Here is a 21966-nt window from a genome sequence, read left to right as displayed (position 1 = left end):
TGTCGGGGTGGGGGAGGAACCAGGCACCGACGACAGGGACGACAGGACGACCGGCCGGCCACGGCGGTCAACGGGCTCGGCGCGTACCGGGGCGGGCACCGTGCCGCCACGCCGGCGCGGCCCGGAACTCGGCGCGACGGCACGTGAGCCGAAGGCGGCCGCGACGGCGCGCGGCATGAGGGCTGGTGCGACGCCGGGCAGCAAGGAGTCTGGCGCGCCGTCGCGTGAGCCGAGGCCCGGCGCGGCACCCACGGGTCCAGAGTCCGGGGCGACGCCTCGCGAGCCGGAACCGGCCGTGCCGCTGCGCGGGTTCGACGCGGCCGGCGGGCTCGCCGCGCTGCGCGGCCTGCTGGACCGGCCGCTCACCTCCTACTTCCTGCTGCTGTCCTGCGCCGGCCTGCTGCTGCTGATCGGGCTGACAATGGTCTTCTCGGCGACGAGCGTGAAGGACTACGCCGAGGACGGCAACGCCTCGGCCTCGGTGACCAAGCAGGCCATCTTCGCGGTGATCGGCATCGGCGCGTTCTGGGTGTGCCAGCGCCTGCCGGCCAGTACCTACCGCTCGCTGGGCCGGCCGCTGCTGTTCACCTCGATCGCCCTGCTGGTGGTGCTCAACCTGCTTGTCGCGTTCGCCCGGCTGACCGGTCAGGATTCGGCCAGCTTCGGGCCGGTCGAGGCACATCTGAACTGGCTGTTCGTCGGCGGGATCCAGCTCCAACCATCGGAGTTGGCCAAGTTCGCGATGGTGCTCTGGGGTGCGCACCTGGTCGCCCGCAAGGGCGCCGCGCTGGGGTGGTGGCGCGAGCTGGCCACCCCGCTCTTCCCGGTGGTCGGCCTGCTCTTCGTCCTGGTCGGCTACAACGACACGGGCACGATGCTCTGCCTGCTGGCCCTGGTGGTGGGCCTGCTCTGGGCCGCCGGGGTGCGGATGCGGGTCTTCGGGGCCCTGGCCACGGCCGGGCTGGTCGGCATCGGCCTGCTCGTGGCGGTGGCCTCACTGGGTGCCGGCTCCGGCGAGCGCGGCGCCGACAACTACCGATTCGCCCGGCTGGAGATGTTCTTCAACCCACCGGACCCGGAGACCTGCAAACTCGGCGACTGTCTCCAGTTCTACCAGGGGCGGCTGGCGATCGAGCACGGTGGCTGGTTCGGTGTCGGGCTGGGCAAGGGCAGCCTCAAGTGGGACTGGCTGCCCGAGGCGCACAACGACTTCATCTTCGCGATCATCGCCGAGGAGTTGGGTGTGATCGGATGCGTCGTGGTGCTCAGCCTCTTCGCGGTCCTCGCGTACACCGGTTTCCGGATCGCCCGGCGGGTCGACGACCCGTTCCGCCGGCTCGCCGCCACCGCCGTGACCACCTGGCTGGTCAGCCAGGCCGTGATCAACATCGGCGGGGTGGTCGGGCTGCTGCCGATCACCGGCCTGCCGCTGCCGTTCATCTCCGACGGTGGAAGTGCCCTGGTGGTGACGTTGGCCGGCATCGGCATGCTGGCGTCCTTCGCCCGCGCCGAACCCGATGCGGCCAGAGCACTGCATGCCCGTCCGCCGGCCCGGTGGGTCCGACTACTCTGGGCCCCGTTGCCGCCGCTTCCCGGCCGGCGTCGCCGACCGGCGACGCCGCCCGGTGGCCGAGGGTCCGTGCCCCGGTCCCGCGAGCGGCGCCATGATGATCAGGCCGCGCCGCGCGGGGTCCGACAGGACCGCAGCCGCGGGGGTACGGCGAGCGAGAGGAGACGCTGATGGGTCCGCTGCGTTCGGTGGTACTCGCGGGAGGTGGCACCGGGGGGCACGTCTACCCGCTGCTCGCCTTCGCCGACTGCCTGCGCCGACACGACCCGGGCGTCCGGATCACCTGCCTCGGCACACCGCGGGGCATGGAGAACGACCTGATCCCGCCGCAGGGCTACGACCTGCGGCAGATTCCGGCGTACCAGTTGCCCCGGTCGGTCAACATGAACCTGGTCCGTACCCCGGGCCGGATGTGGACCGCGGCGCGCGCCGCCGGCAAGGTGATCGACGAGGTGCGCGCCGACGTGGTCGTCGGCTTCGGCGGGTACGTCGCGGTGCCGGCCTACCTGGCCGCCTGGCGTCGCGAGCTGCCCATGGTCATCCACGAGGTGAACGTGCCACCGGGCGTGGCCAACCGGCTCGGCATGAAGTTCACCAAGAACGTCGCCGTCGGCTTCCCGAACCAGCCGAGCCAGGCCGAGTCGCTGCGCGACGCGACGGTGGTCGGGGTGCCGTTGCGCCGCGCCATCACCGGTCTGGACCGGTACGCGCTGCGCAACGCCGCCCGCGCCCACTTCGGGCTCCGCCCGGACCTGCCGGTGCTCTTCGTCTCCGGCGGCTCGTCCGGCGCCCGCTCGATCAACCTGGCGGTCTCCGGGGCGGCCAAGGAGTTGGCCCGCAACGGCGTGCAGGTGCTGCACGTGATGGGCGCCCGCAACGAGCCGGTGCCGATCCCCACCGACCTGCCGGTGCCGTACGTGACACTGCCGTACCTGTCCGAGATGGAGCTGGGCTACGCGGCGGCCGACCTGATGCTGGCCCGGGGCGGGGCGATGACCGTCGCCGAGGTGGCCGCGATCGGGCTGCCCACGATCTACGTGCCGTACCCGCACAGCAACCAGGAGCAGCGGCGCAACGCGCTGCCCGTGGTGGAGGCCGGTGGCGGGCTGCTCGTCGACGACGCGGAGCTCACCCCGGACTGGCTGGAGCGCACCGTCATCCCGCTCATCCGCGACCCGCAGCGGCTCTACAACATGGGTGCCGCCGCCGCGTCGTACGGCCGGCGCGACGGCGACGAGGCACTGCGCTCCTTCGTGCTGGCGGCGGTGGCCCGATGACCGCCCAGTTCACCCCGGCCGGCACGCTCACCGCCGAGGACCTGGGCGTCGTGCACCTGATCGGCGTGGGTGGGGTGGGCATGCTCGGCGTGGCCCGGCTGCTGCTCACCCGCGGCATCCGGGTCTCCGGCAGCGACCTGCGCGAGTGGCCCTCGCTTGCCGGCCTGCGGGCGCTCGGCGGCACCATCCACCTCAGCCACGAGGTGACGAACCTCGACGGTGTGGACACCGTCGTCTACTCGTCGGCCATCCCGCAGGACCACCTGGAGTTGGTCGAGGCGCGTCGGCGCGGCCTGCGGGTGCTGCACCGTTCGGAGGCGCTCGCCGCGGCGATGACCGGCCGCCGGGCGGTGGCCGTCGCCGGCACGCACGGCAAGACCACCACCACCTCGATGGTGACGATGGTGCTCCAGCAGGCCGGTGTGGACCCGTCCTTCGTGATCGGCGGGGAGATCTCCGAGGTGGGCTCGGGCGCCCACCACGGCACCGGCGAGCACTTCGTGGTCGAGGCGGACGAGAGCGACCGCTCGTTCCTCATCTACCGCCCGTACGTCTCGATCATCACGAACGTCGAGGCGGACCACCTGAACACCTACGGCGACTACGCGACGCTTGAGGCGGCGTTCGTGGAGTTCGCCCGCCTCACCGACCCGGACGGCTTCATCATCACCTGTGCCGACGACCCGGGCGGTCGGCGGCTGGCCGAGAGCCTGCGCTCCGAGGGTCGACGGGTGTTCACCTACGGCGAGGCGGCCGATGCCGACCTGCGGGTGACCGAGATGGCCTCCTCCGCGCGGGGGGTGCGCTACCTGGCCGCGATCGACGGCCGGTCGCTCGGCGAGTTCCGGCTGCCGGTGCCGGGGCGGCACATGGGGCTGAACAGCGCCGCCGCGGTGCTGACCGCGTACCTGCTGGAGTTGCCGCTGGAGGCGGCGGAGGCCGCGCTCGCGGTCTTCCCCGGTGTGCGGCGGCGCTTCGAGCGCAAGGGCGTCGCGGACGGTGTGCTGGTCTACGACGAGTACGCCTACCACCCGACCTCGATGACGCTCGCGAACCAGACGCTGCGCGAGGTGGCCGGGGACGGCCGGCTGATCGTCGTCTTCCAGCCGTACCGGTTGTACCGCACCCGCGACAACCAGGCGGAGATCGCCGAGGCGCTCGCCATCGCGGACGAGGTGGTGCTGTTGGAGGTCTTCGGTCCGGGTGAGTTGCGTCAGCCCGGCGAAGGCTCGGCGGCGCTGATCGCGGCGGTGGACCTGCCCGCCGACCGCAAGGTCTTCGTGGAGTCCTGGGAGCAGGCCCCGGTCGAGGTGGCCCGGCGGGCCCGCTCGGGGGACGTGGTGGTCACCATGGGCGCCCCGCCGATCTCGCTGATGGGTGACGAGCTGCTGGCCGCCCTGGGTGAACGGGCGGCCGGCCCGGCGTCGACCGCGACCGTCGACCCGGTGGCGACCACTCCGGCGATCGGCGATCCGGTGCCGGGTGGGGCCACCTCGGGTGGCGACGGGGCGGCTCTCGGTGGCACCGCCGTGCCCGGCGGCTCGGCGCCCGCGGCCGGATGAGTCCCGGCCCGGCCCGAGGGCGGACCAGTGCCGCCGACGGTGGCGCCCCGCGCCGGGGTCCGGCCCGGCGGTGGCAGCTGGTCCGGGCGGGCAGCGACGCCGTACCGCCCTCGACCCGCCGGTTCATGGCCCGTGCCCGGCAGCGCCGCATGCGTGCGGCGCTGCCGTGGGCGGTGGCCGCCGGGTTGCTCGCGGTGGCGGGGCTGGTCGCCTGGACGGTGCTCGGCACCGGGCTGTTCGGCGTGCGTGAGGTACGCGTCGAGGGCGCCGACCTGATCACTCCGGTGCAGGTGCACGACGCGGTCGACGTTCCGGACGGGGTACCGTTGGCCCGGGTCGACCTGGCCGCCGCCGCTCGACGGGTCGGCGCGCTGCCGGCGGTGGAGCGGGCCACGGTCTCCCGGGACTGGCCCGGCGCGCTCGTGGTGCGGGTGACCGAACGGAGCGCGGTGGCGGTGGTACCGCAGGGGGAGGCGTTCGCCCTGATCGACCGGAACGGGGTCGCGTTCCGCACGGTGGAGCGACGCCCCGCCGATCTGCCGCAGGTGACGGTGGCCCACCCGGCCGCCGACGACCCGGGCACCCGGGCGGGGCTGGAGGTGCTCGTCGCGCTGACGCCGCAGTTGCGCGCGGAGTTGGTGGCCGTGGACGTGGCGGGGTTGGCCCGGATCACCCTGCGGTTGCGGGGGGACCGGACGGTGGTCTGGGGCGACGCGACCCGGGGTACGGACAAGGCCCGGGTGGCCACCGCGCTGCTCGACGAGAAGACCGATCGGATCGACGTGAGCGCCCCGGACGTGGTGACCTTTCGGTGAACCGCTGAGCGTGCGCGGACGTGAGACGTCGCGCTCCGCTCGGCGACACGCCGCCCGGGTCCTTGGCTCATCGCGCGGTGGCGCTTACGTTGCCCCGAAGAGCTTCAGTGGTTGACATAACTGTAAGCCTCTAGTAGAGGGTGAGGGTTCACCCCTGATCCTCGCTGGTGACAGATGTCGTCGGCCGCTGGTCTGGCCACGCCGTACCCGGTCGGTCGATGCCAATCTCGAAGAAAGGACCGGAGATGACACCTCCGCACAACTACCTGGCGGTCATCAAGGTCGTCGGCATCGGGGGTGGCGGCGTCAACGCCGTCAACCGGATGATCGAGGTTGGGCTCAAGGGCGTCGAGTTCATCGCGATCAACACCGATGCGCAGGCGCTGCTGATGAGTGACGCCGACGTCAAGCTCGACGTCGGCCGGGAGCTGACCCGCGGCCTGGGGGCCGGGGCCAACCCGGACGTCGGGAAGAACGCCGCCGAGGACCACCGCGACGAGATCGAGGAGGTGCTCAAGGGCGCCGACATGGTCTTCGTGACCTGCGGCGAGGGCGGCGGCACCGGCACCGGTGGCGCGCCCGTGGTGGCGAACATCGCCCGCAAGCTGGGGGCACTGACCATCGGTGTGGTGACCCGGCCGTTCTCGTTCGAGGGCAAGCGCCGCCAGGTGCAGGCCGAGACCGGCATAGACGAACTCCGCAACCAGTGCGACACGCTGATCGTGATCCCGAACGACCGGCTGCTGGCCCTGGGCGACCGCAACATCAGCATGATGGACGCGTTCCGCACGGCCGACCAGGTGCTGCTCTCCGGTGTGCAGGGCATCACCGACCTGATCACCACGCCGGGTCTGATCAACCTGGACTTCGCCGACGTCAAGAGCGTGATGAGCGGCGCCGGCAGCGCGTTGATGGGCATCGGCAGCGCCCGCGGCGAGAACCGCGCGGTCGAGGCGGCCGAGGCGGCCATCTCCAGCCCGCTGCTGGAGCAGAGCATGGACGGCGCGCGCGGCGTGCTGCTCTCCATCGCCGGCGGCTCCGACCTGGGCCTGTTCGAGATCAACGATGCCGCCCAGCTGGTCACCGACGCGGCCCACCCGGACGCCAACATCATCTTCGGCGCGGTCATCGACGACGCGCTCGGTGACGAGGTGCGGGTGACGGTCATCGCGGCGGGCTTCGACGGTGGCACGCCCGCCTACAAGGCGGCCGAGCCGACCCGTAAGACCAACACCAACCAGCCGGCACCGCAGAGCACTCCGGTGCCGCCGCCGGTCACCAACCCGGCTCCGGCCCAGTCGCCGCGTCGCGTGCTCTTCGACGACGTGGACGTTCCCGACTTCCTCAAGAACGGGTCCTGAGCACCGCCGATGACCGACAGCTCAGCCACGGTAGGACCGGATCGGCGCGCCGAACTCGCGGCCGCTCTGACGCAGGTGCGGTCCCGGGTCGACGACGCCTGCGCGCAGGCCGGCCGGGACCGCGCCGAGGTTACGATGATCGCGGTGACGAAGACCTACCCGGCCAGCGACGTGGTGGCGCTGGCCGGGCTCGGGGTGACCGACATGGGGGAGAACCGCGACCAGGAGGCGGCCGGCAAGGCCGCCGAGGTGGCTGCCGCCGGGGTGCGTCCCCGCTGGCACTTCATCGGGCAGTTGCAGCGCAACAAGGCCCGTTCGGTGGTTCGCTACGCCGACGTGGTGCACTCCGTCGACAGTGTCCGGCTGGCCCGGGCGCTCGCCACCGCGACCGCCGACCGGCAGGTGCCGATCGACGCCCTGGTGCAGGTGAGCATCGACGGGGACGCGGCCCGGGGCGGGGCGCTGCCCGCCTCGGCGGATCCGGGTGCCGGGTTGGAGCCGGTGGCCGAGGCGGTGGCCGACGCGCAGGGGTTGCGCCTGGCCGGTCTGATGGCTGTGGCTCCGCTGGGGTGGGAGCCGGAGCGGGCGTTCGCCCGACTCGCGGAGGTCGCTGACGCGTTTCGGGCTGTCCATCCGGGAGCAACCGCGCTGTCCGCGGGGATGAGCGGAGATTTCGACATCGCGATTCGTTACGGCGCGACACATGTCCGCGTCGGTAGCGCGTTGCTCGGAATGCGTCCCACGCTGCGGTAGCCTGACCGCGAGACAAGCAAATTACATCAGTGTTGTTTCAGGGGTGGCGTCTCCCGGTCGGGGGTCGTGGCGCGCGACGCGAATCGCGCGCCGGGGAGATTGCCGTTCCGGTCCGATGGGCATGGTTGTCCACTCGCGACGGGCGACATGGCACGGGGGCGCGTGCCGCACGGCGGACGGAAGGGCGCGGGATGGGTGCACTGCGCAAGGCGGGGGTCTGGCTCGGTCTGGTCGAAGAAGACGACGAGCGGGCCTACGACGACGGTGGCTACGAAAAGGGTGGCTACCGCGACTCGCGTTACCGGCAGAGCCGGTACGCCGAGGAGTTCGCCGACGAGGACGAGGACGACACCGAGGAGCCACCGGCTCCTCGGCCGCGTGACAGTGGGCGGGGTCGACTCTCCGAGCGGGCGAGCGGGCGGTTGAGCGAGTCCGAGCGCGGTGACGCTGAGCGCCCGGAGCGGATCGAGCGGTCCAGCGTACGGTCGATCACCCGCTCGTCGGCGAGTGAGACCTCCGGTGCGCTGACCTACCACACCAGGGACAACCTGGCCCTCGCGCCGCAGGTCACGCCCCGCGAGCGGGTCCTTCCGGAGGAGGAGCAGCGGTACCAGATCACCACGCTGCACCCGACCACCTACCGGGAGGCGCGCACCATCGGCGAGCACTTCCGCGACGGGGTCCCGGTGATCATCAATCTCACCGAGATGGATGAGGCGGATGCCCGCCGTCTGGTGGACTTCGCCGCCGGACTGGCGTTCGGGCTGCGCGGTACGATCGAGCGCGTGACCAATCGGGTGTTCCTGCTCTCACCGGCCAACGTCCAGGTCACCGCTGAGGACAAGGCCAAGATCGCTGAGGGCGGCTTTTTCAGTCTGAGTTGACCCCGCCCGACCAAGGGACGTCGCTGACCGTGTTGTCGATCTTACTGCAAGTGCTGTACCTGATCCTTTATGTCTTCCTGCTCCTTCTTCTGTCCCGGTTCGTGTTGAGCGCCGTCCTGCAGTACGGCCGTCGCTGGCAACCGGGGCGTGGAGCATCGGCAGGATTGGAATCCGTGTGGAGCGTCACTGATCCCCCTCTCAACGCGTTGAGGCGTGTGATCCCTCCGCTGCGAATTGGTACCGTGAGCATCGACCTGGCCTCCCTTGTGCTCCTGGTTATCCTGTTCGTGCTGATGGAGTTCGTGTTAGGGCCGTCGATCAGGGCATCTGCCTGATGACCGACGCGCTTTCGCGGCCGCAACTGACCCGAGGAGTTTCGATGCCGCTGACCCCGGCCGACGTCCACAACGTCGCCTTCAAAAAGCCGCCGATCGGCAAGCGGGGGTATGACGAGGAGGAGGTCGACGCCTTCCTCGATGAGGTCGAGCGCGAGCTCGCCCGTCTCATCGAGGAGAACAACGAGCTGCGCGCCCAGGTGGAGCGCGGCGGCCGTGGCGGTGCCCCCGCAGGCCCCGGCGGCGACGCCCGACTGGCGGCGGAGCTCAACGACGTCAAGGCCCAACTGGACCGGGTGCAGCGCGACAAGTCGGCGGCCGAGCAGGCTGCCCGCGCGATGCAGGCCGAGCTGGAGCAGGTCCGCGCGACCGGCGGCCCGGCCGGCGGCGTCACCGGTGACGGTGAGCAGCAGGCCCTGCGCGTGCTGATGATGGCCCAGCGCACCGCCGACGACCACGTCTCCGACGCTCGCCGCGAGGCCGACCAGCTGCTCTCCGAGGCTCGCAGCAAGGCCGAGGAGGTGACCCGGGAGGCGCGCGCGAAGGCTGACGCCCTCGAGCGGGACGCCCGCCAGCGGCACCAGGAGGCCATGGGCGGCCTGGACGCCAAGCGCACGGCCCTGCAGAAGCACATCGAGGAGCTCAAGCAGTTCGAGCGCGAGTACCGCACCCGGCTCAAGGCGTACCTGGAGAGCCAGCTGCGTGACCTCGACGGTCGTGGCCAGGGCCTCGAGGCCGAGATGACCCGCTCCGAAGCCGGCCGGGTCACCGGCGGCAACGGGCTGGCCGCAGCGGGTCTCGCTGGTTCGTACGGCGGCGGCGGGCGCTCCGGCGCCCTCGAAGCCGGACGCTGAGCACCGGCCGGCGCTCGCTCTCCGCACATGGTGACGGTCGCCGGCTCCGCCTGGACGGTTCGACGCGGCGGGGGTGAGCCGTGATTGTCGCAAGTCTGCTGCTCATCCTCGTCGCGGTGGTGCTACTGGTGCTCGGCCTGGCCGGTGGCTCCAGCTTCTTGTTGGTCATCTCCATCGCGGCCAGTCTGCTGGCCGCCGTGGCATTGGTGGTGGGCGCCCGCCAGGCAGCCGCCAACCGTGCCATGGCGGATCCCGGCCGGTCCGACCCGCGGCCAACCGACGCTTCCCGCACGGCCAGCCAGGCCACACCGGGTGTCGCGTACGGACCGTCGCTGGTCGAGCCGGAGGTGCCGGTCCAGCACGTGCCCACGACGTTTGGTACCGGCGGTGCCGGGTGGCGGCAACCACCCGCACCGCCGGTCGACCATGTGGCACCGGTCGACCATCTGGCGCCGATCGACGACGCGTCGCCGTTCGAGCCGGCGCGCGTCGACCAGGCGTCGCCGTTCGACCCGCGGTTCGACGAGGCGTCGCCGGTGGTGACTGCGGCGGACGAGGCGTCCTCGCGTGCGCGACCGGTCAGCCCGGCACCGCCGGCCGTGGCGTCGACGGACGACGTGTTCGACCCGGTGGTGACGGCGGTCGACGAGCCGGCCGCCCAGCAGATCACGGCCGCCGAGGCGGCCCGGGTGGCGCGACTGCTCGACGACGTCGAGGTCGTCGACGGTCGCCCTCGCTACCACCTCGACACCTGCCCCCACCTCGTTGGCTGGCAGCCCGAGACGTTGCCGGTCGCCGAAGCCGTCGAACTCGGCTTCACCCCGTGCGCGCACTGCGCGCCGGCGACCGCTCTCCTCGCCGACGCCCGGCCGATCTGAAGCGGCGTCGGTGCCCGCACACGACACGCTCACCGTGGCGGTACGGGTGAAGCCGGGCGCTTCCCGGGACCGGGTGGGTGGCCGCTTCGACGGCCCGCACGGGCCGGCCCTCGTGATCGCGGTCCACGCCCCGGCCGTCGACGGTCGGGCCACCGAGGCGGCCCGTCGGGCGTTGGCCGGCGCGTTGGGCGTCCGCCCGGCCGCGGTGGCACTGCGTGCCGGTGCGGCCAGCCGGGACAAGCTCTTCCTCGTCGATCGGCCCGGCCCGGAGATGCCCGAGCTGCTGCGCCGACTGCGCGACGGATCCGCCGAGTAAGGCAGCCGTGACACCCGGGCTGGACGTCGCGCTGCTGCTCGGTGCGGCGGTGTTGCTCGTCGCGGTCGGCGCGGTGCGACTCTCCACCCGGCTCGGCGTGCCCAGCCTCCTGGTCTACCTGGCGTTGGGCGTGGCGATCGGCGAGGGCGGGCTGGGCATCCGTTTCGACGACGTCGAGCTGACCCGGACCCTCGGTTTCTGCGCGCTGATCGTGATCATCGCGGAGGGCGGCCTCACCGCCCGGTGGACCACGCTGCGCCCGGTGCTCGGGCTGGCGTCCGCCCTCTCCACGGTCGGGGTGGTCGTCAGCATCGTCGTGGTCGGCGTGGCCGTGCACCTGCTGCTGGGGTTGGACTGGCGGTTGGCGCTGCTCTACGGGGCGGTCCTCTCGTCCACCGACGCGGCGGCGGTCTTCGCCACCCTGCGTCGGCTGCGGCTGCCGCCCCGGCTGGTGGCGACACTCGAGGCCGAGTCGGGGATGAACGACGCCCCGGTGGTGCTGCTGGTGGTGCTGCTGTCCCACCGGGGCCTGTCGCACCCGTGGTGGTACGAGGTCGCGCTCGTCTGTTACGAGCTGGGCGTCGGGGCCGCGGTGGGCGTGGCGGCGGGCGTCGCCGGCACCTGGGCGTTGCGTCGGGCAGCGCTGCCCTCGGCCGGGCTCTACCCGATCGCCGCGGTGGGCATCACCGTGCTGGCGTACGCGGCGGGGGCGGTTCTGCACGCCTCGGGCTTCCTTGCCGTCTACGTGGCCGGGGTGTTGCTGGGCAATGCCCGCCTGTCGCACCGGCAGGCGATTCTCGGTTTCGCGGACGGGTTGGCGTGGCTCGCCCAGATCGGGTTGTTCGTGCTGCTCGGGTTGCTGGCGTCGCCGGGCCGGCTGGGCGCGGCGGTGCTGCCCGCGGTGGTCGCGGGGCTGGCTCTGGTGCTCCTGGCCCGGCCGCTGTCGGTGGCCGTCTCGGCGTCGCCGTTCCGGGTCGGCCTTCGCGAACAGGCGTTCCTGTCCTGGGCCGGGCTACGCGGGGCGGTGCCGATCGTGCTGGCCACCATTCCGCTCTCCGAGCGGGTGCCCGGCGCGGAGCGGCTCTTCGACGTGGTGTTCGTGCTGGTGGTGATCTTCACGCTGGTGCAGACCGGGACGTTGGGGCCGTTCGCCCGCCGGTTGCGGGTGACCGCGCCGGCCGAGGCCGCCGAGATCCATGTGGAGACCGCGCCGCTGGAGCGGATGCGGGCGGACCTGCTCCAGGTGGAGGTGCCGCCGGGCTCGCGACTCGCGGGTGTGCACGTGGACGAGTTGCGCCTCCCGCTGGGCGCGTCGGTGACCCTGGTGCTGCGCGACGGTGTGGGCTTCGTGCCCGCCCCGGACACCCGGTTGAAGACCGGCGACAGTCTGCTGATCGTGGCGACCGGCGGGGTACGCGACGCCGCGGAACGGCGCTTGCGGGCGGTCAGTCGGCGGGGTCGTCTGGCCCGATGGTTCGGTGAGTACGGGGATGAGGTGGGCAATTGATCTGCTACCGTTCCCTTTGCCCCAGTTAGGCAGACTAGGGGCTGTTAGGCGGCGCGACGGTGCGGCACGTTGTCGCACGCCTGTACGTTCCGTATTCTTGCCAATCTCCGGAGTGCGCGGCGTTCGTCGCCGCGCGCCCCTTTTCGTACATAGGGGACGCCCCGCGTGGCGCCCCCTGACCAGGCGCCGCGGACCGCGCGGTTCCGCCGGCCGAGGGAGCGACCCATGGCGAAGCCAGCCGACACCAGGACCGCCGGGCGCAAGCCGGTGGTCAAGGCCACCCGCAGCACGGCGGAGACCGAGAAGATCCGGGCGGCGCTGGCGGCGCGGCGGGACGAGCTTCGTGCCGAGTACGATCAGACGCTGAGTGAGATCACCGAGCTGCAGCGCGATCGGCTGACCGACTCGGCCGGGGACGACCAGGCCGACACGGGCACCAAGACGCTCGAGCGGGAGCAGGAGATCTCTCTCGCCAACAGCATTCTGGAACGGATCACGCAGGTGGAGCGCGCTCTGGAGCGCCTCGACGAGGGTGGTTACGGCTGGTGCGAGCGGTGCGGCAACCCGATCCCGGTCGAGCGCCTCGCCGCCTTCCCGTCGGCCACCCAGTGTGTGACGTGCAAGCAGCTGGAGGAGCGGCGCTGAGGTCCGTTCCCCGGCGGTGATGAGACGGTGAGCGATCACCGCCAAGACTGTCGATGGGGAGCGCATGACCGCAGCACCGTCCGCCGAACCCGGCCGCACCGACCCGGGCGGCGGCACCCGCCGGCCCCCGGCCGTCGCGCTGCTCGCCGGAGTCGCCCTGGTGGCCCTGCTGGCCGATCTGGTCACCAAGCACCTCGCGCTGGCCGCGCTCACCGACCGGGAGCCGGTCCGGCTCCTCGGCGGGGCCGTCTACCTGAGCCTGACCCGCAACAGCGGCGCGGCCTGGAGCATCGGCGCAGACCACACCTGGGTCTTCCCGCTGATCACCATCGGTGTGGTCGGCTGGATCGTCTGGATGGCACTGCGCCTGCGCTCGCTGCCCTGGGCGGTCTCCCTCGGTCTCGTGCTCGGCGGTGCGTTGGGCAACCTCGTGGACCGGATCTTCCGGGCGCCGTCCCCCTTCCACGGGCACGTGGTCGACATGATCAGCCTCTTCGACCCGTACGGTCAGGTCTGGCCGGTGTTCAACCTGGCCGACAGCTCGCTCGTCTGCGGCGTGCTGCTGGCAGTCCTGTTGGAGCTGACCGGTCGCCAGCGTGACGGGCGGCGGGCGGGGCGCGACGGCGACCAGGCCAGCACCGACGCCGCGTCCGGCACCGAGCAGCGGGAGCGGGCATGACCTCCGCGTTCGCCGCTGGCGGCGACCACCGTTCCCTTCCGGTTCCGGACGGCCTCGACGGCATGCGCCTGGACCAGGCGGTGTCCCGCCTGTTCGGGCTCTCCCGCACGGCCGCCGCTGCCCTTGTCGACGCCGGCGACGCGCTCGTCGACGGCGCAGCCCGGCCCAACTCGCACAAGGTCAAGGCCGGCTCCTGGCTGGACGTCACGCTGCCGGCCCCGGTCGCACCGCCGACCGTGGTGCCGCAGGCGGTGCCCGGCCTGCGGGTGGTCTACGCCGACGACGACATCGTCGTGGTCGACAAGCCGGTGGGGGTGGCCGCGCACCCGAGCCCCGGGTGGACCGGGCCGACGGTGATCGGCGCGCTCGCCGCGATCGGGCACCGCATCTCCACGAGCGGCGCCGCCGAGCGGCAGGGCGTGGTGCACCGGCTCGACGTGGGCACCACCGGGATCATGGTGGTGGCCAAGAGCGAGCAGGCGTACACGGCGTTGAAGCGGGCCTTCAAGTACCGCGAGGTGGACAAGGGCTACCACGCGGTGGTGCAGGGTCACCTGGACCCGCTGCGGGGCACCGTCGACGCGCCGATCGACAGGCACCCCACGCACGACTACCGGTGGGCGGTGGTCTCCGGCGGCAAGCCGAGCATCACCCACTACGACACGCTTGAGGCCTTCCCGGCGGCGAGTCTTGTCGACGTGCGGCTGGAGACCGGCCGCACCCACCAGATCCGGGTGCACTTCTCCACCCTGCGGCACCCGTGTGTGGGCGACCTCACCTACGGCGCGGACCCCACCCTCTCGGCCCGTCTCGGTCTGGCCCGACAGTGGCTGCACGCCCGCGAACTGAGCTTTTTGCATCCCCGAACGGGGGACGAGGTCCGGTTCGTCAGCGACTACCCTGACGACCTGGAACGTGCGCTCCAGGTCCTGCGTGACTGAGCGGCGACCACCCGACACCGATCCACAGAGGGGATCCCGCCCGTGCGCGCCGGCAACCTGCTGCGGCAACTGGACCAGCGGCTGCTGCCGCCGCTGACCCGGGCCGTGGCCCGGCTGGGCGACCGGCCGTCGCGCTCCGGCGTGCTCAGCTGGGCCGCCGTGCTCTCCGCGGCGGCGGTGCTGGGCGCTGCCGTCTGGGCCGTCGACGACGACCCGGTGGGCGACCGGACAGTCGGCGAGGTGACCCGGGTCGGCGTCGCCGACGGCGACTCCGTCCCCGGCTACCTGCGGTCGGCCGCCGCCGACCTGGCCGCGTTGCCCGCGTCCGCCCCGGCAGCCGAGGGCACGTACGCGCTCGTCACGTTCGACGCGTACCTGCCACCGCAGCGGCTGGCGACGGTGTTTGGTGACGTCGGGGTGTCGACGGTCTTCGGGCGGGTTCCGCTGCCCGGCCGGCAGACCGAGATCGTCAAGATCCCCGCGCTGCGGGTGCCCGACGACGTGGTCGCCGGGATGGCGCAGGTGGCGGCCCGCAAGGAGGCGGAGGCCGCCGACTACCGGGCCAGGGCCGCCGCCGTCGAGGGCGACGGGGTCGGCGAGCGGGAGCTTCGGGAGCAGTACGCCACAGGTGCCGAGGTGGCCGCCGCCGAGGCCGCCGCGTACCGCACCGGCTGCGCCTGCGTCTACGCGGCGGTGGTTCGCGCGACGCCGGTGGCGCTGCGCGGCGTCGCGGCCCGGCCGGACGTGCGGGCGGTCGACCCCGCCCCGGAGGTGTACCGGCTGGACCGCACGGTCTTCACACCGCCCCTGCCGGAGCAGCGTGACGTGGTGGTTCCGCCGGCCGACACCGGGCCGACGCCGGTACCGACCGAGGCCGAGCGGCCGGCGCCGGTGATCAGCGCGCCGGCGCCCTCGACGCCCGTGGGCGAATCGTCGGAACCCGCACCAGTCGTGACGATTCCGTCACCCGAACCGGCGACGCCGGAGCCCACCGCCCCGGCACCGCCGAGCGTCACGACCTCGCCGGACGCCACCGTCGCCGAGCAGTCGTCGCCGTCGCCGTCGTCGTGATCTGCGCCGGCTGGTGTGCGCTCCAAGGTGTGGTCCGAATAGGGTTGGGTTCGTAGCCTGTCAGACAGAGATCGATGGCGCTGGGAGGGCGGGCCGTGGAGGGCAGTGAGACCGGCTGGGGCCGGCCGGCCGAACCAGCGCCGCGGTGGCGTGCGTTGTTGGACCGTGCCCGCTTGGGCGGTCGCGGCGCGGAGCAGACCGATCCGGACCGGCGCGCCGACGAGCCGCCGCCGGACCCGCTGCCACGGCGTGCGGCCCCCAACGGCTACGCCGGGCGCGCACCCGCCATCGGGCATCCGGCCGACCTGTCGTACGGTGCGGAGCCTGGCTACCGCGCCGAGGCGACCTACCGGGTCGACCCCGCCTACCGGGCCGAACCGGGCTACCGCGCCGAGCCGGACTACCGGGCCGAGCCGGACTACCGCGCCGAACCGGCGTACCGGACCGACTCGGGCTACCGCGCCGAGCCGGACTACCGGGCCGAGCCGGCGTACCGGACCGACCAGCCGGACTACCGCGGCGAACCCGGCTACCGGGCCGAGCCGGGCTACCGCGCTGAGCCGGACTACCGGGCCGCGCCCGGCTACCGCGCCGAGCCGGACTACCGCGCCGAGCCGACCTACCGGGCCGAGCCCGAGCCGCCGCCACGTGGCCCCGAGCCGATCCCGTCGCGTTACGCGTTGCTCGACAACGGCTACCGGCCGGGCGACCCACAGGTGGAGTCGCGGTACGCGCTGCTGGAGACCGGCTACCAGCCCGAGACCGGCTATCCGGCTGCCCCGCCCGCGCTCCCGCCGGTCGCCCCGCCGCCCGCGCCGCCGGTCGCCCCGCCGCCGGTCCTCCCACCCCCGGTCGCCCCGCCGCCGGTCGCCCCGCCCCCACCTGCCCCGGCGGTCGCCGAACGTGGCTACCCGGCCCGGGTGGAGTGGCGGCCGCACTCCGTCGACCCGGAACAGGAGCGCGCCAACGGGGTGCTCAAGCGTGACCTGGGCACCCCCCGGGTGTTCGCCTTCGCCAATCCCAAGGGCGGGGTGCACAAGACGACCGCCACCGTGCTCGCCGCGGCCACGGTCGGCAGTGTGCGCGGCAAGGGTGTGCTGGCCTGGGACGACAACGAGCTGCGCGGCACCCTCGGCCTGCGCGCCGGCAGCGCCCGGCACGCCCGGACCATCCGGCACCTGATCAGCGACCTGGCCCAGATCGAGATCCTGGAGGGCGCGACCCTGCTGGACCGGCTGGACGACTACCTGCGGCACGCCTCCGACGGCTCGTACGACGTGCTTGCCGGCGAGGAGAGCCCGCGCTTCGCCCAACGACTGGACCAGTTCACCGTCCGACGGGTACTGGAGTTGCTGCGGAGTACCCACGACGTGGTCTGTGTGGACACCGGCAACAACGTGGAGAGCCCCAACTGGCGCACCGTGATGCAGGCCGCCGACCAGCTCGTGGTGACCACGGTGCCCCGGGAGGACGCGGCGTTCAGCGCGGACTGGATGCTCGACCTGCTGCACGAGGAGGGAATGGGTGAGTTGGCGGACAACGCCATCACCCTCATCTCCTGCCCGACGCCGGGGCGCTCGACGCTCCAGGACGACCTGGAGCGGCACTTCGCCACCCGTACCCGGGGAGTGGCCGTCGTGCCGTACGACCCGGCGCTGGAGACCGGGTCGTCGATCGAGTACCACCAACTCCAACCGGAGACCCGACAGGCGTGGCTGCGGGCCGCCGCGATGATGGTGGAGCCGTTCGCCCGGTGAGCTGGTCTGCCGCCACCGGAGCCCCGCTCTCCCGACGGGCCTGAGAGGATCATCGGGTGAGCACGGACAACCCCGATCCCGAGCGGCCCGTCGACGAGCCCGACCGGGCCTCGCCACCCCGTACCCCGGGCGAGACACCGCCGGGGGTCGACCCGTTCGCCGGCGCCGCGCCGGTCGGGTTCGACCCGACCCAGCCGCCTGGCCCGGCGGCGTACGCAAGCGTGCTGGAGCTTCGGTTCGACGAGCCGCGACGTCCGGGGCGTGCCGTGGCGACGGTGCTCGGCGTCGTGCTCGCGGTTGCCGCGCTCGGTGTTCCGCTCGGGCTGCTCTGGGCCGTGCTCGCGCCGGACACTCCGGTGCTCAAGACCGCCGAGGGGGCGATCTACGCCGAGCCGCAACCGGAGCAGCCGATCGCCGCCGACGGGTGGTTCAGCCTGCTCGGGCTGGCCTTCGGGCTGCTCGTGGCGCTCGCCCTGTGGTTCGTGCTGCGTCGGCGGCGCGGCCCGGTCGGGCTGCTCGCCGCGGTGCTCGGCAGCCTGGCCGCCGCGCCGGTGGCCTGGCAGGTCGGGCGACGGATCGGCCTGGCCACCTTCGACCGGTTGCTGGCCACCGCCCCGGCCGGGCAGGCCTTCAGCAAACCCGCCGACCTGCGCGCCGGTGGGGTGGACTGGCTGCTCGGTGTGCTGCCGGTGCCGCACGGCAACCTGCTGCTGCCAGCGTTCGGGGCCGCGGTCACGTACACGCTGCTGGCCGGCTGGTCGCGGTGGCCGGGGCTACGCCCGGAGCCCGAGCCGGGGGAGTTCAGTTGGGTGTCGGCGGGGACGCCAACTCCGCAAGTGGCACCGGAACCGCCCGCACCTGACGCAGCAGAGCCGCCTCGCGGTTGAGCAACCGCAGCTCGGCGCGGAGCCGGGAGGCGGTGTCGTCGATCGCCAGCAGCCGTTGCCGGTCGTCGACGGTGAGTGCCGCGGTCGCCGCCACCAGGTGCGAGAGCACCGTCGGGTCCTCCGGCAACTGCTCGGAGATCTCCTCCGGGTCGGAGCGGATCAGGCCCAGATACTGCCGGAACACCGCGATCACCCGGGCCGCCAGCAGATCGGCCACCTCGTCCGGGCCGCCCTGGTCGGGCAGCCACTCGACGTCGGCCGTCAGGTAGGGCTGCGCGCTGTCGTCGACCTCGGCGATCCGGAACCGACGGCGGCCGACCGTGACGATGTCGAAACCCCCGTCGGGCAGCTCGGTCACCTGACGCAGCTCGGCGGTGCAGCCCACCTCGTGCAGCGTGACCTCACCGACGCCAGGCGTCGCCCGCGCGCCCGGACCGGCGGGCGCGACCTCCCAGCCGGCCTGGATGGCCACCACACCGAACTCACGCGGCGCGCCCTCGGGCAGGTCGACCAGGTGTCGGACCAGCGCCCGGTAGCGCTCCTCGAAGATGTGCAGCGGCAGCACCAGGCCCGGAAAGAGCACCGTTGCGAGCGGGAACACCGGCAGCCGTGCGGTCACATGGTGGAGCCTAACCAATCTCGCCCCGCCCGGCGTGGCCCGGCTCACCGTCCCGGCGTACGGGCGGCTCGGGTGGACGTCGGGACGGCCGCCTAGACTCGCAAGCGTGCTGAATCGGATCGACCTGCGCGACGGTCTCGGTGACCCGCGCCGCCTGCTGCCCCGTGCCCAGCTCGACGTGTCCGTCGCCGTCGAGCGCATCCGGCCCCTGGTGGAGGCGGTCCGTGAGCATGGGTACCCGGCGATCCGGGAGGCCAACGAACGGTTCGGCGGCATCTCCCCGGAGGTGCTGCGGGTGCCGGTCGAGGCGATCACCGAGGCCGAGGGCGTGCTCGACCCCGGCGTGCGCGCCGCGCTGCTGGAGTCGATCGCCCGGGCCCGTCGGGTGCACGCCGACCAGCGGCGCACCGACCACGTCACGCAGGTGGTGCCGGGCGGCACGGTCACCGAGCGGTGGCTGCCGGTCGACCGGGTCGGCCTCTACGTGCCCGGCGGCCTGGCGATGTACCCGTCGACGGTGGTGATGAACGTGGTGCCCGCCCAGGCGGCCGGCGTGCGGTCGCTGGTGGTGGCCAGCCCGCCGCAGAAGGACAACGGCGGCCTGCCCGACGCCCGGGTGCTCGCCGCGTGCGCGCTGCTCGGCGTCGACGAGGTGTACGCCGTGGGCGGGGCCCAGGCGGTGGCGATGCTCGCGTACGGCGCGGCGGTCGACCCGGCGGGTGACCTGCGGTGCGAGCCGGTCGATCTGATCACCGGCCCGGGCAACATCTGGGTGACCGCCGCCAAGCGGCTGCTACGCGGTGTGGTCGGCATCGACGCCGAGGCCGGGCCGACCGAGATCGCCATCCTGGCCGACGACACGGCCGACCCGGCGCACGTGGCCGCCGACCTGATCAGCCAGGCCGAGCACGACCCGCTCGCCGCGAGCGTGCTGGTCACCCCGTCGGTGAGGTTGGTCGAGGCGGTCGAGGCCGAGCTGGCCCGGCAGGTGCCGGCGACCAAGCACGCCGAGCGGGTGACCACGGCGCTGACCGGCGAGCAGAGCGGCGTGGTGCTCGTCGACGACCTGGAGGCGGGGCTGCGGGTGGTCGACGCGTACGCGGCCGAGCACCTGGAGATCCAGACGGCCGACGCCCGGGAGTGGGCGCTCCGGGTTCGCAACGCCGGGGCGATCTTCGTGGGCGCCTGGTCGCCGGTGTCGCTCGGCGACTACTGCGCGGGGTCCAACCACGTACTGCCCACCGGTGGCTGCGCCCGGCACTCCTCCGGGCTGTCGGTGCAGTCGTTCCTACGCGGTGTGCACCTGATCGAGTACACCGAGGCGGCGCTGCGCGACGTGGCCCCGCACGTGGTCACCCTGGCGAACGTCGAGGACCTGCCCGCGCACGGCCAGGCGGTCCAGGCCCGCTTCCCGGGAGGGTCGGCGTGACCAGTCTCGAGGACCTGCCGATCCGGGACGACCTGCGGGGGCTGTCGCCGTACGGGGCACCGCAGCTCGACGTGCCGGTGCGGCTCAACACCAACGAGAATTCCCACCCGGTGCCGGAGCCGGTGGTCGAGGCGATCGGCAAGGCGCTCGCGGCCGAGCTGCGTGAGCTGAACCGCTACCCGGACCGGGACGCGGTGGCCCTCCGCGCCGACCTGGCCGAATACCTCGGGCACGGGCTCACCGTCGACCAGGTGTGGGCGGCCAACGGCTCCAACGAGATCCAGCAGCAACTGCTCCAGGCGTTCGGCGGGCCGGGGCGCACCGCGCTCGGCTTCGTTCCGGCGTACTCGATGCACCCGCTGCTGGCCCTCGGCACCGGCACCCGGTGGGTGCCCGCCGTGCGCGGCGTCGACTTCGGGTTGACCGCCGACGACGCGGTCGCCCAGGTCCGCGAGCACCGGCCGGACGTGGTCTTCCTCTGCTCGCCGAACAACCCCACCGGCACGGCACTGGACCCGGCGGTGATCGCCGCCGTGCTCGACGTCGCGCCCGGCATGGTGGTCGTCGACGAGGCGTACGCCGAGTTCGCCCGCCCCGGCACGGTCAGCGCCCTCGCGGTGCTGCCCGGCCACCCGCGGCTGGTGGTCACCCGGACGATGAGCAAGGCGTTCGGCTTCGCCGGCGGCCGGCTGGGTTACCTGGCCGCCGATCCGGCGGTGGTGCGGGCCGTGCAGCTCGTCCGGCTGCCATACCATCTCTCCACACTCACCCAGGCCGCCGCGCGTGCGGCGGTGACCCACCGCGACGCCCTCCTCGGTACGGTGAGCGCGATCATGGCGCAGCGGGACCGGATCGTGGCGACGCTGCGGGAGCGCGGGTTGCGGGTCGCCGACAGCGACGCCAACTTCGTGCTCTTCGAGGTGGGCGGCGACCAGAGCGTCGTCTGGGACGCCCTGTTGGCGCAGGGGGTGCTGGTCCGTGACGTCGGCCTGCCCGGCTGGCTGCGGGTGACCGCCGGCACCGCCGCCGAGACCGATGCCTTCCTCACCGCGATGGAGAGAGTCACATGAGTCGGACCGCCCGGGTGGAGCGGATCACCAAGGAGACCAAGGTCCTCGTCGAGATCGACCTCGACGGCACCGGAGCCGCCGAGATCAGCACCGGTGTGGGCTTCTACGACCACATGCTGCACCAGATCGCCCGGCACGGCGGCTTCGACCTGACCGTGCGCACCGTGGGTGACCTGGAGATCGACGCGCACCACACGATCGAGGACACCGCGCTCGCGCTGGGTGCGGCGTTCGATCAGGCGCTCGGCGACAAGGCCGGCATCCGGCGGTACGGCTCGGCGACCGTGCCGATGGACGAGGTGCTGGTCCGGGCCGCGGTGGACCTCTCCGGTCGGCCGTACGTGGTGCACGACGAGCCGGTGCTCGCCCCCTACATCGGGCCGGTCTACGCGACGAGCATGACCCGGCACATCTGGGAGTCCTTCGGCCAGGCGGCCCGGGTCACGCTGCACGTCGACGTGCTGCGGGCGGCCCGGCCGGGCGGTCACCCGGACGCGCACCACGTGGTGGAGGCGCAGTTCAAGGCGGTCTCCCGCGCGTTGCGCGAGGCCACCTCCATCGACCCGCGGTCGGCCGGTGCGATCCCGAGCACGAAGGGCGCGCTCTGATGAGCGCGAGGAGTGCAGCGCAGCGGAGCCCCGCAGTCGCGAATGGAAGGCGGCTCTGATGAGCGCGAGGAGTGCAGCGCAGCGGAGCCCCGCAGTCGCGAATGGAAGGCGGCTCTGATGAGCGCGAGGAGTGCAGCGCAGCGGAGCC

21 protein-coding genes and 2 pseudogenes are annotated in these 21966 nt (G+C 73.0%); 22 read left to right on the top strand and 1 reads right to left on the bottom strand.

Annotated features, from left to right (window positions below; translation table 11 throughout):
* Positions 1 to 295: 295 nt before the first annotated feature.
* From AB0C15_RS22530 to AB0C15_RS22440, 19 genes and pseudogenes are all read left to right on the top strand, one after another.
* Positions 296 to 1741: a putative peptidoglycan glycosyltransferase FtsW gene (locus tag AB0C15_RS22530; RefSeq protein ID WP_357354889.1), complete on the top strand. Its 1446-nt coding sequence runs from the start codon at positions 296 to 298 to the stop codon at positions 1739 to 1741.
* Positions 1741 to 2847 (top strand): undecaprenyldiphospho-muramoylpentapeptide beta-N-acetylglucosaminyltransferase, encoded by a 1107-nt coding sequence (murG, locus tag AB0C15_RS22525; RefSeq protein WP_357354887.1) that lies wholly within the window; start codon positions 1741 to 1743, stop codon positions 2845 to 2847. Before AB0C15_RS22530 ends, murG begins: the two co-directional genes overlap by 1 nt.
* Positions 2844 to 4409 carry a UDP-N-acetylmuramate--L-alanine ligase gene (gene murC / locus AB0C15_RS22520; protein ID WP_357354885.1) on the top strand — a complete coding sequence of 522 codons (1566 nt, stop codon included), beginning with the start codon at positions 2844 to 2846 and terminating at the stop codon, positions 4407 to 4409. Before murG ends, murC begins: the two co-directional genes overlap by 4 nt.
* Positions 4406 to 5224, top strand: coding sequence for an FtsQ-type POTRA domain-containing protein (locus AB0C15_RS22515; RefSeq protein WP_357354883.1), 819 nt, complete (start codon positions 4406 to 4408; stop codon positions 5222 to 5224). The genes murC and AB0C15_RS22515 overlap by 4 nt, the downstream gene beginning before the upstream one ends.
* 245 nt (positions 5225 to 5469) lie before the next feature.
* Positions 5470 to 6585, top strand: coding sequence for a cell division protein FtsZ (gene ftsZ, locus AB0C15_RS22510; RefSeq protein WP_357354881.1), 1116 nt, complete (start codon positions 5470 to 5472; stop codon positions 6583 to 6585).
* Between the two features lie 9 nt (positions 6586 to 6594).
* Positions 6595 to 7338, top strand: a complete 744-nt coding sequence (locus AB0C15_RS22505; protein WP_357354879.1) for a YggS family pyridoxal phosphate-dependent enzyme — start codon at positions 6595 to 6597, stop codon at positions 7336 to 7338.
* Between the two features lie 191 nt (positions 7339 to 7529).
* Positions 7530 to 8222: a cell division protein SepF gene (sepF, locus tag AB0C15_RS22500; RefSeq protein WP_357354877.1), complete on the top strand. Its 693-nt coding sequence runs from the start codon at positions 7530 to 7532 to the stop codon at positions 8220 to 8222.
* Positions 8223 to 8251: 29 nt separating this feature from the next.
* Positions 8252 to 8557 (top strand): YggT family protein, encoded by a 306-nt coding sequence (locus tag AB0C15_RS22495; protein WP_030334503.1) that lies wholly within the window; start codon positions 8252 to 8254, stop codon positions 8555 to 8557.
* Positions 8558 to 8601: 44 nt separating this feature from the next.
* Positions 8602 to 9411 (top strand): DivIVA domain-containing protein, encoded by an 810-nt coding sequence (locus tag AB0C15_RS22490; protein ID WP_357354875.1) that lies wholly within the window; start codon positions 8602 to 8604, stop codon positions 9409 to 9411.
* A gap of 80 nt (positions 9412 to 9491) precedes the next feature.
* Positions 9492 to 9854: pseudogene (locus tag AB0C15_RS22485) on the top strand (hypothetical protein); the annotation flags it as partial.
* A 201-nt stretch (positions 9855 to 10055) separates the two neighbouring features.
* Positions 10056 to 10289: pseudogene (locus AB0C15_RS22480) on the top strand (hypothetical protein); the annotation flags it as partial.
* A gap of 10 nt (positions 10290 to 10299) precedes the next feature.
* Positions 10300 to 10605 carry a DUF167 domain-containing protein gene (locus AB0C15_RS22475; protein WP_357354873.1) on the top strand — a complete coding sequence of 102 codons (306 nt, stop codon included), beginning with the start codon at positions 10300 to 10302 and terminating at the stop codon, positions 10603 to 10605.
* 7 nt (positions 10606 to 10612) lie between these two features.
* Entirely contained in the window at positions 10613 to 12112 is a 1500-nt protein-coding gene (locus tag AB0C15_RS22470) for a potassium/proton antiporter (protein ID WP_357354871.1), read from the top strand.
* 225 nt (positions 12113 to 12337) lie between these two features.
* The gene (locus AB0C15_RS22465; protein WP_357251079.1) at positions 12338 to 12757 is read left to right on the top strand and encodes a TraR/DksA C4-type zinc finger protein; all 420 of its coding nucleotides are present in this window, start codon (positions 12338 to 12340) and stop codon (positions 12755 to 12757) included.
* 64 nt (positions 12758 to 12821) lie between these two features.
* On the top strand, positions 12822 to 13436 hold the full coding sequence (gene lspA, locus AB0C15_RS22460; protein ID WP_357354869.1) for a signal peptidase II: 615 nt from the start codon (positions 12822 to 12824) through the stop codon (positions 13434 to 13436).
* Complete coding sequence (locus tag AB0C15_RS22455; RefSeq protein ID WP_357354867.1) at positions 13433 to 14377, top strand: RluA family pseudouridine synthase; 945 nt, start codon at positions 13433 to 13435, stop codon at positions 14375 to 14377. Before lspA ends, AB0C15_RS22455 begins: the two co-directional genes overlap by 4 nt.
* Before the next feature lie 42 nt (positions 14378 to 14419).
* Positions 14420 to 15448, top strand: a complete 1029-nt coding sequence (locus tag AB0C15_RS22450; RefSeq protein ID WP_357354865.1) for a hypothetical protein — start codon at positions 14420 to 14422, stop codon at positions 15446 to 15448.
* Positions 15449 to 15522: 74 nt separating this feature from the next.
* Positions 15523 to 17205 (top strand): AAA family ATPase, encoded by a 1683-nt coding sequence (locus AB0C15_RS22445; protein WP_357354863.1) that lies wholly within the window; start codon positions 15523 to 15525, stop codon positions 17203 to 17205.
* Between the two features lie 56 nt (positions 17206 to 17261).
* Positions 17262 to 18092, top strand: a complete 831-nt coding sequence (locus tag AB0C15_RS22440) for a DUF2567 domain-containing protein (RefSeq protein WP_357354861.1) — start codon at positions 17262 to 17264, stop codon at positions 18090 to 18092.
* Here the strand turns inward: AB0C15_RS22440 and AB0C15_RS22435 are convergent.
* Positions 18007 to 18711, bottom strand: a complete 705-nt coding sequence (locus tag AB0C15_RS22435; RefSeq protein ID WP_357354859.1) for an LON peptidase substrate-binding domain-containing protein — start codon at positions 18709 to 18711, stop codon at positions 18007 to 18009. The two genes, AB0C15_RS22440 and AB0C15_RS22435, sit on opposite strands and share 86 nt — an antisense overlap.
* Positions 18712 to 18817: 106 nt before the next feature.
* On the opposite strand from AB0C15_RS22435, the gene hisD reads away from it, so the two are divergent.
* The 3 genes from hisD to hisB are packed head-to-tail and all read left to right on the top strand — an operon-like array spanning position 18818 to position 21818.
* Positions 18818 to 20140 (top strand): histidinol dehydrogenase, encoded by a 1323-nt coding sequence (gene hisD, locus AB0C15_RS22430; protein ID WP_357354857.1) that lies wholly within the window; start codon positions 18818 to 18820, stop codon positions 20138 to 20140.
* Complete coding sequence (locus tag AB0C15_RS22425) at positions 20137 to 21210, top strand: histidinol-phosphate transaminase (RefSeq protein WP_357354855.1); 1074 nt, start codon at positions 20137 to 20139, stop codon at positions 21208 to 21210. Before hisD ends, AB0C15_RS22425 begins: the two co-directional genes overlap by 4 nt.
* The gene (gene hisB, locus AB0C15_RS22420; RefSeq protein ID WP_030334475.1) at positions 21207 to 21818 is read left to right on the top strand and encodes an imidazoleglycerol-phosphate dehydratase HisB; all 612 of its coding nucleotides are present in this window, start codon (positions 21207 to 21209) and stop codon (positions 21816 to 21818) included. Before AB0C15_RS22425 ends, hisB begins: the two co-directional genes overlap by 4 nt.
* Positions 21819 to 21966 lie beyond the last annotated feature (148 nt).

The organism is Micromonospora sp. NPDC048835 (genome assembly GCF_040649995.1).
In the GTDB taxonomy this organism is placed as follows: Bacteria; Actinomycetota; Actinomycetes; order Mycobacteriales; family Micromonosporaceae; genus Micromonospora.
The sequence above is the reverse complement of the archived record's forward strand: the minus strand, read 5'-3'. Positions and strand labels throughout refer to the sequence as shown.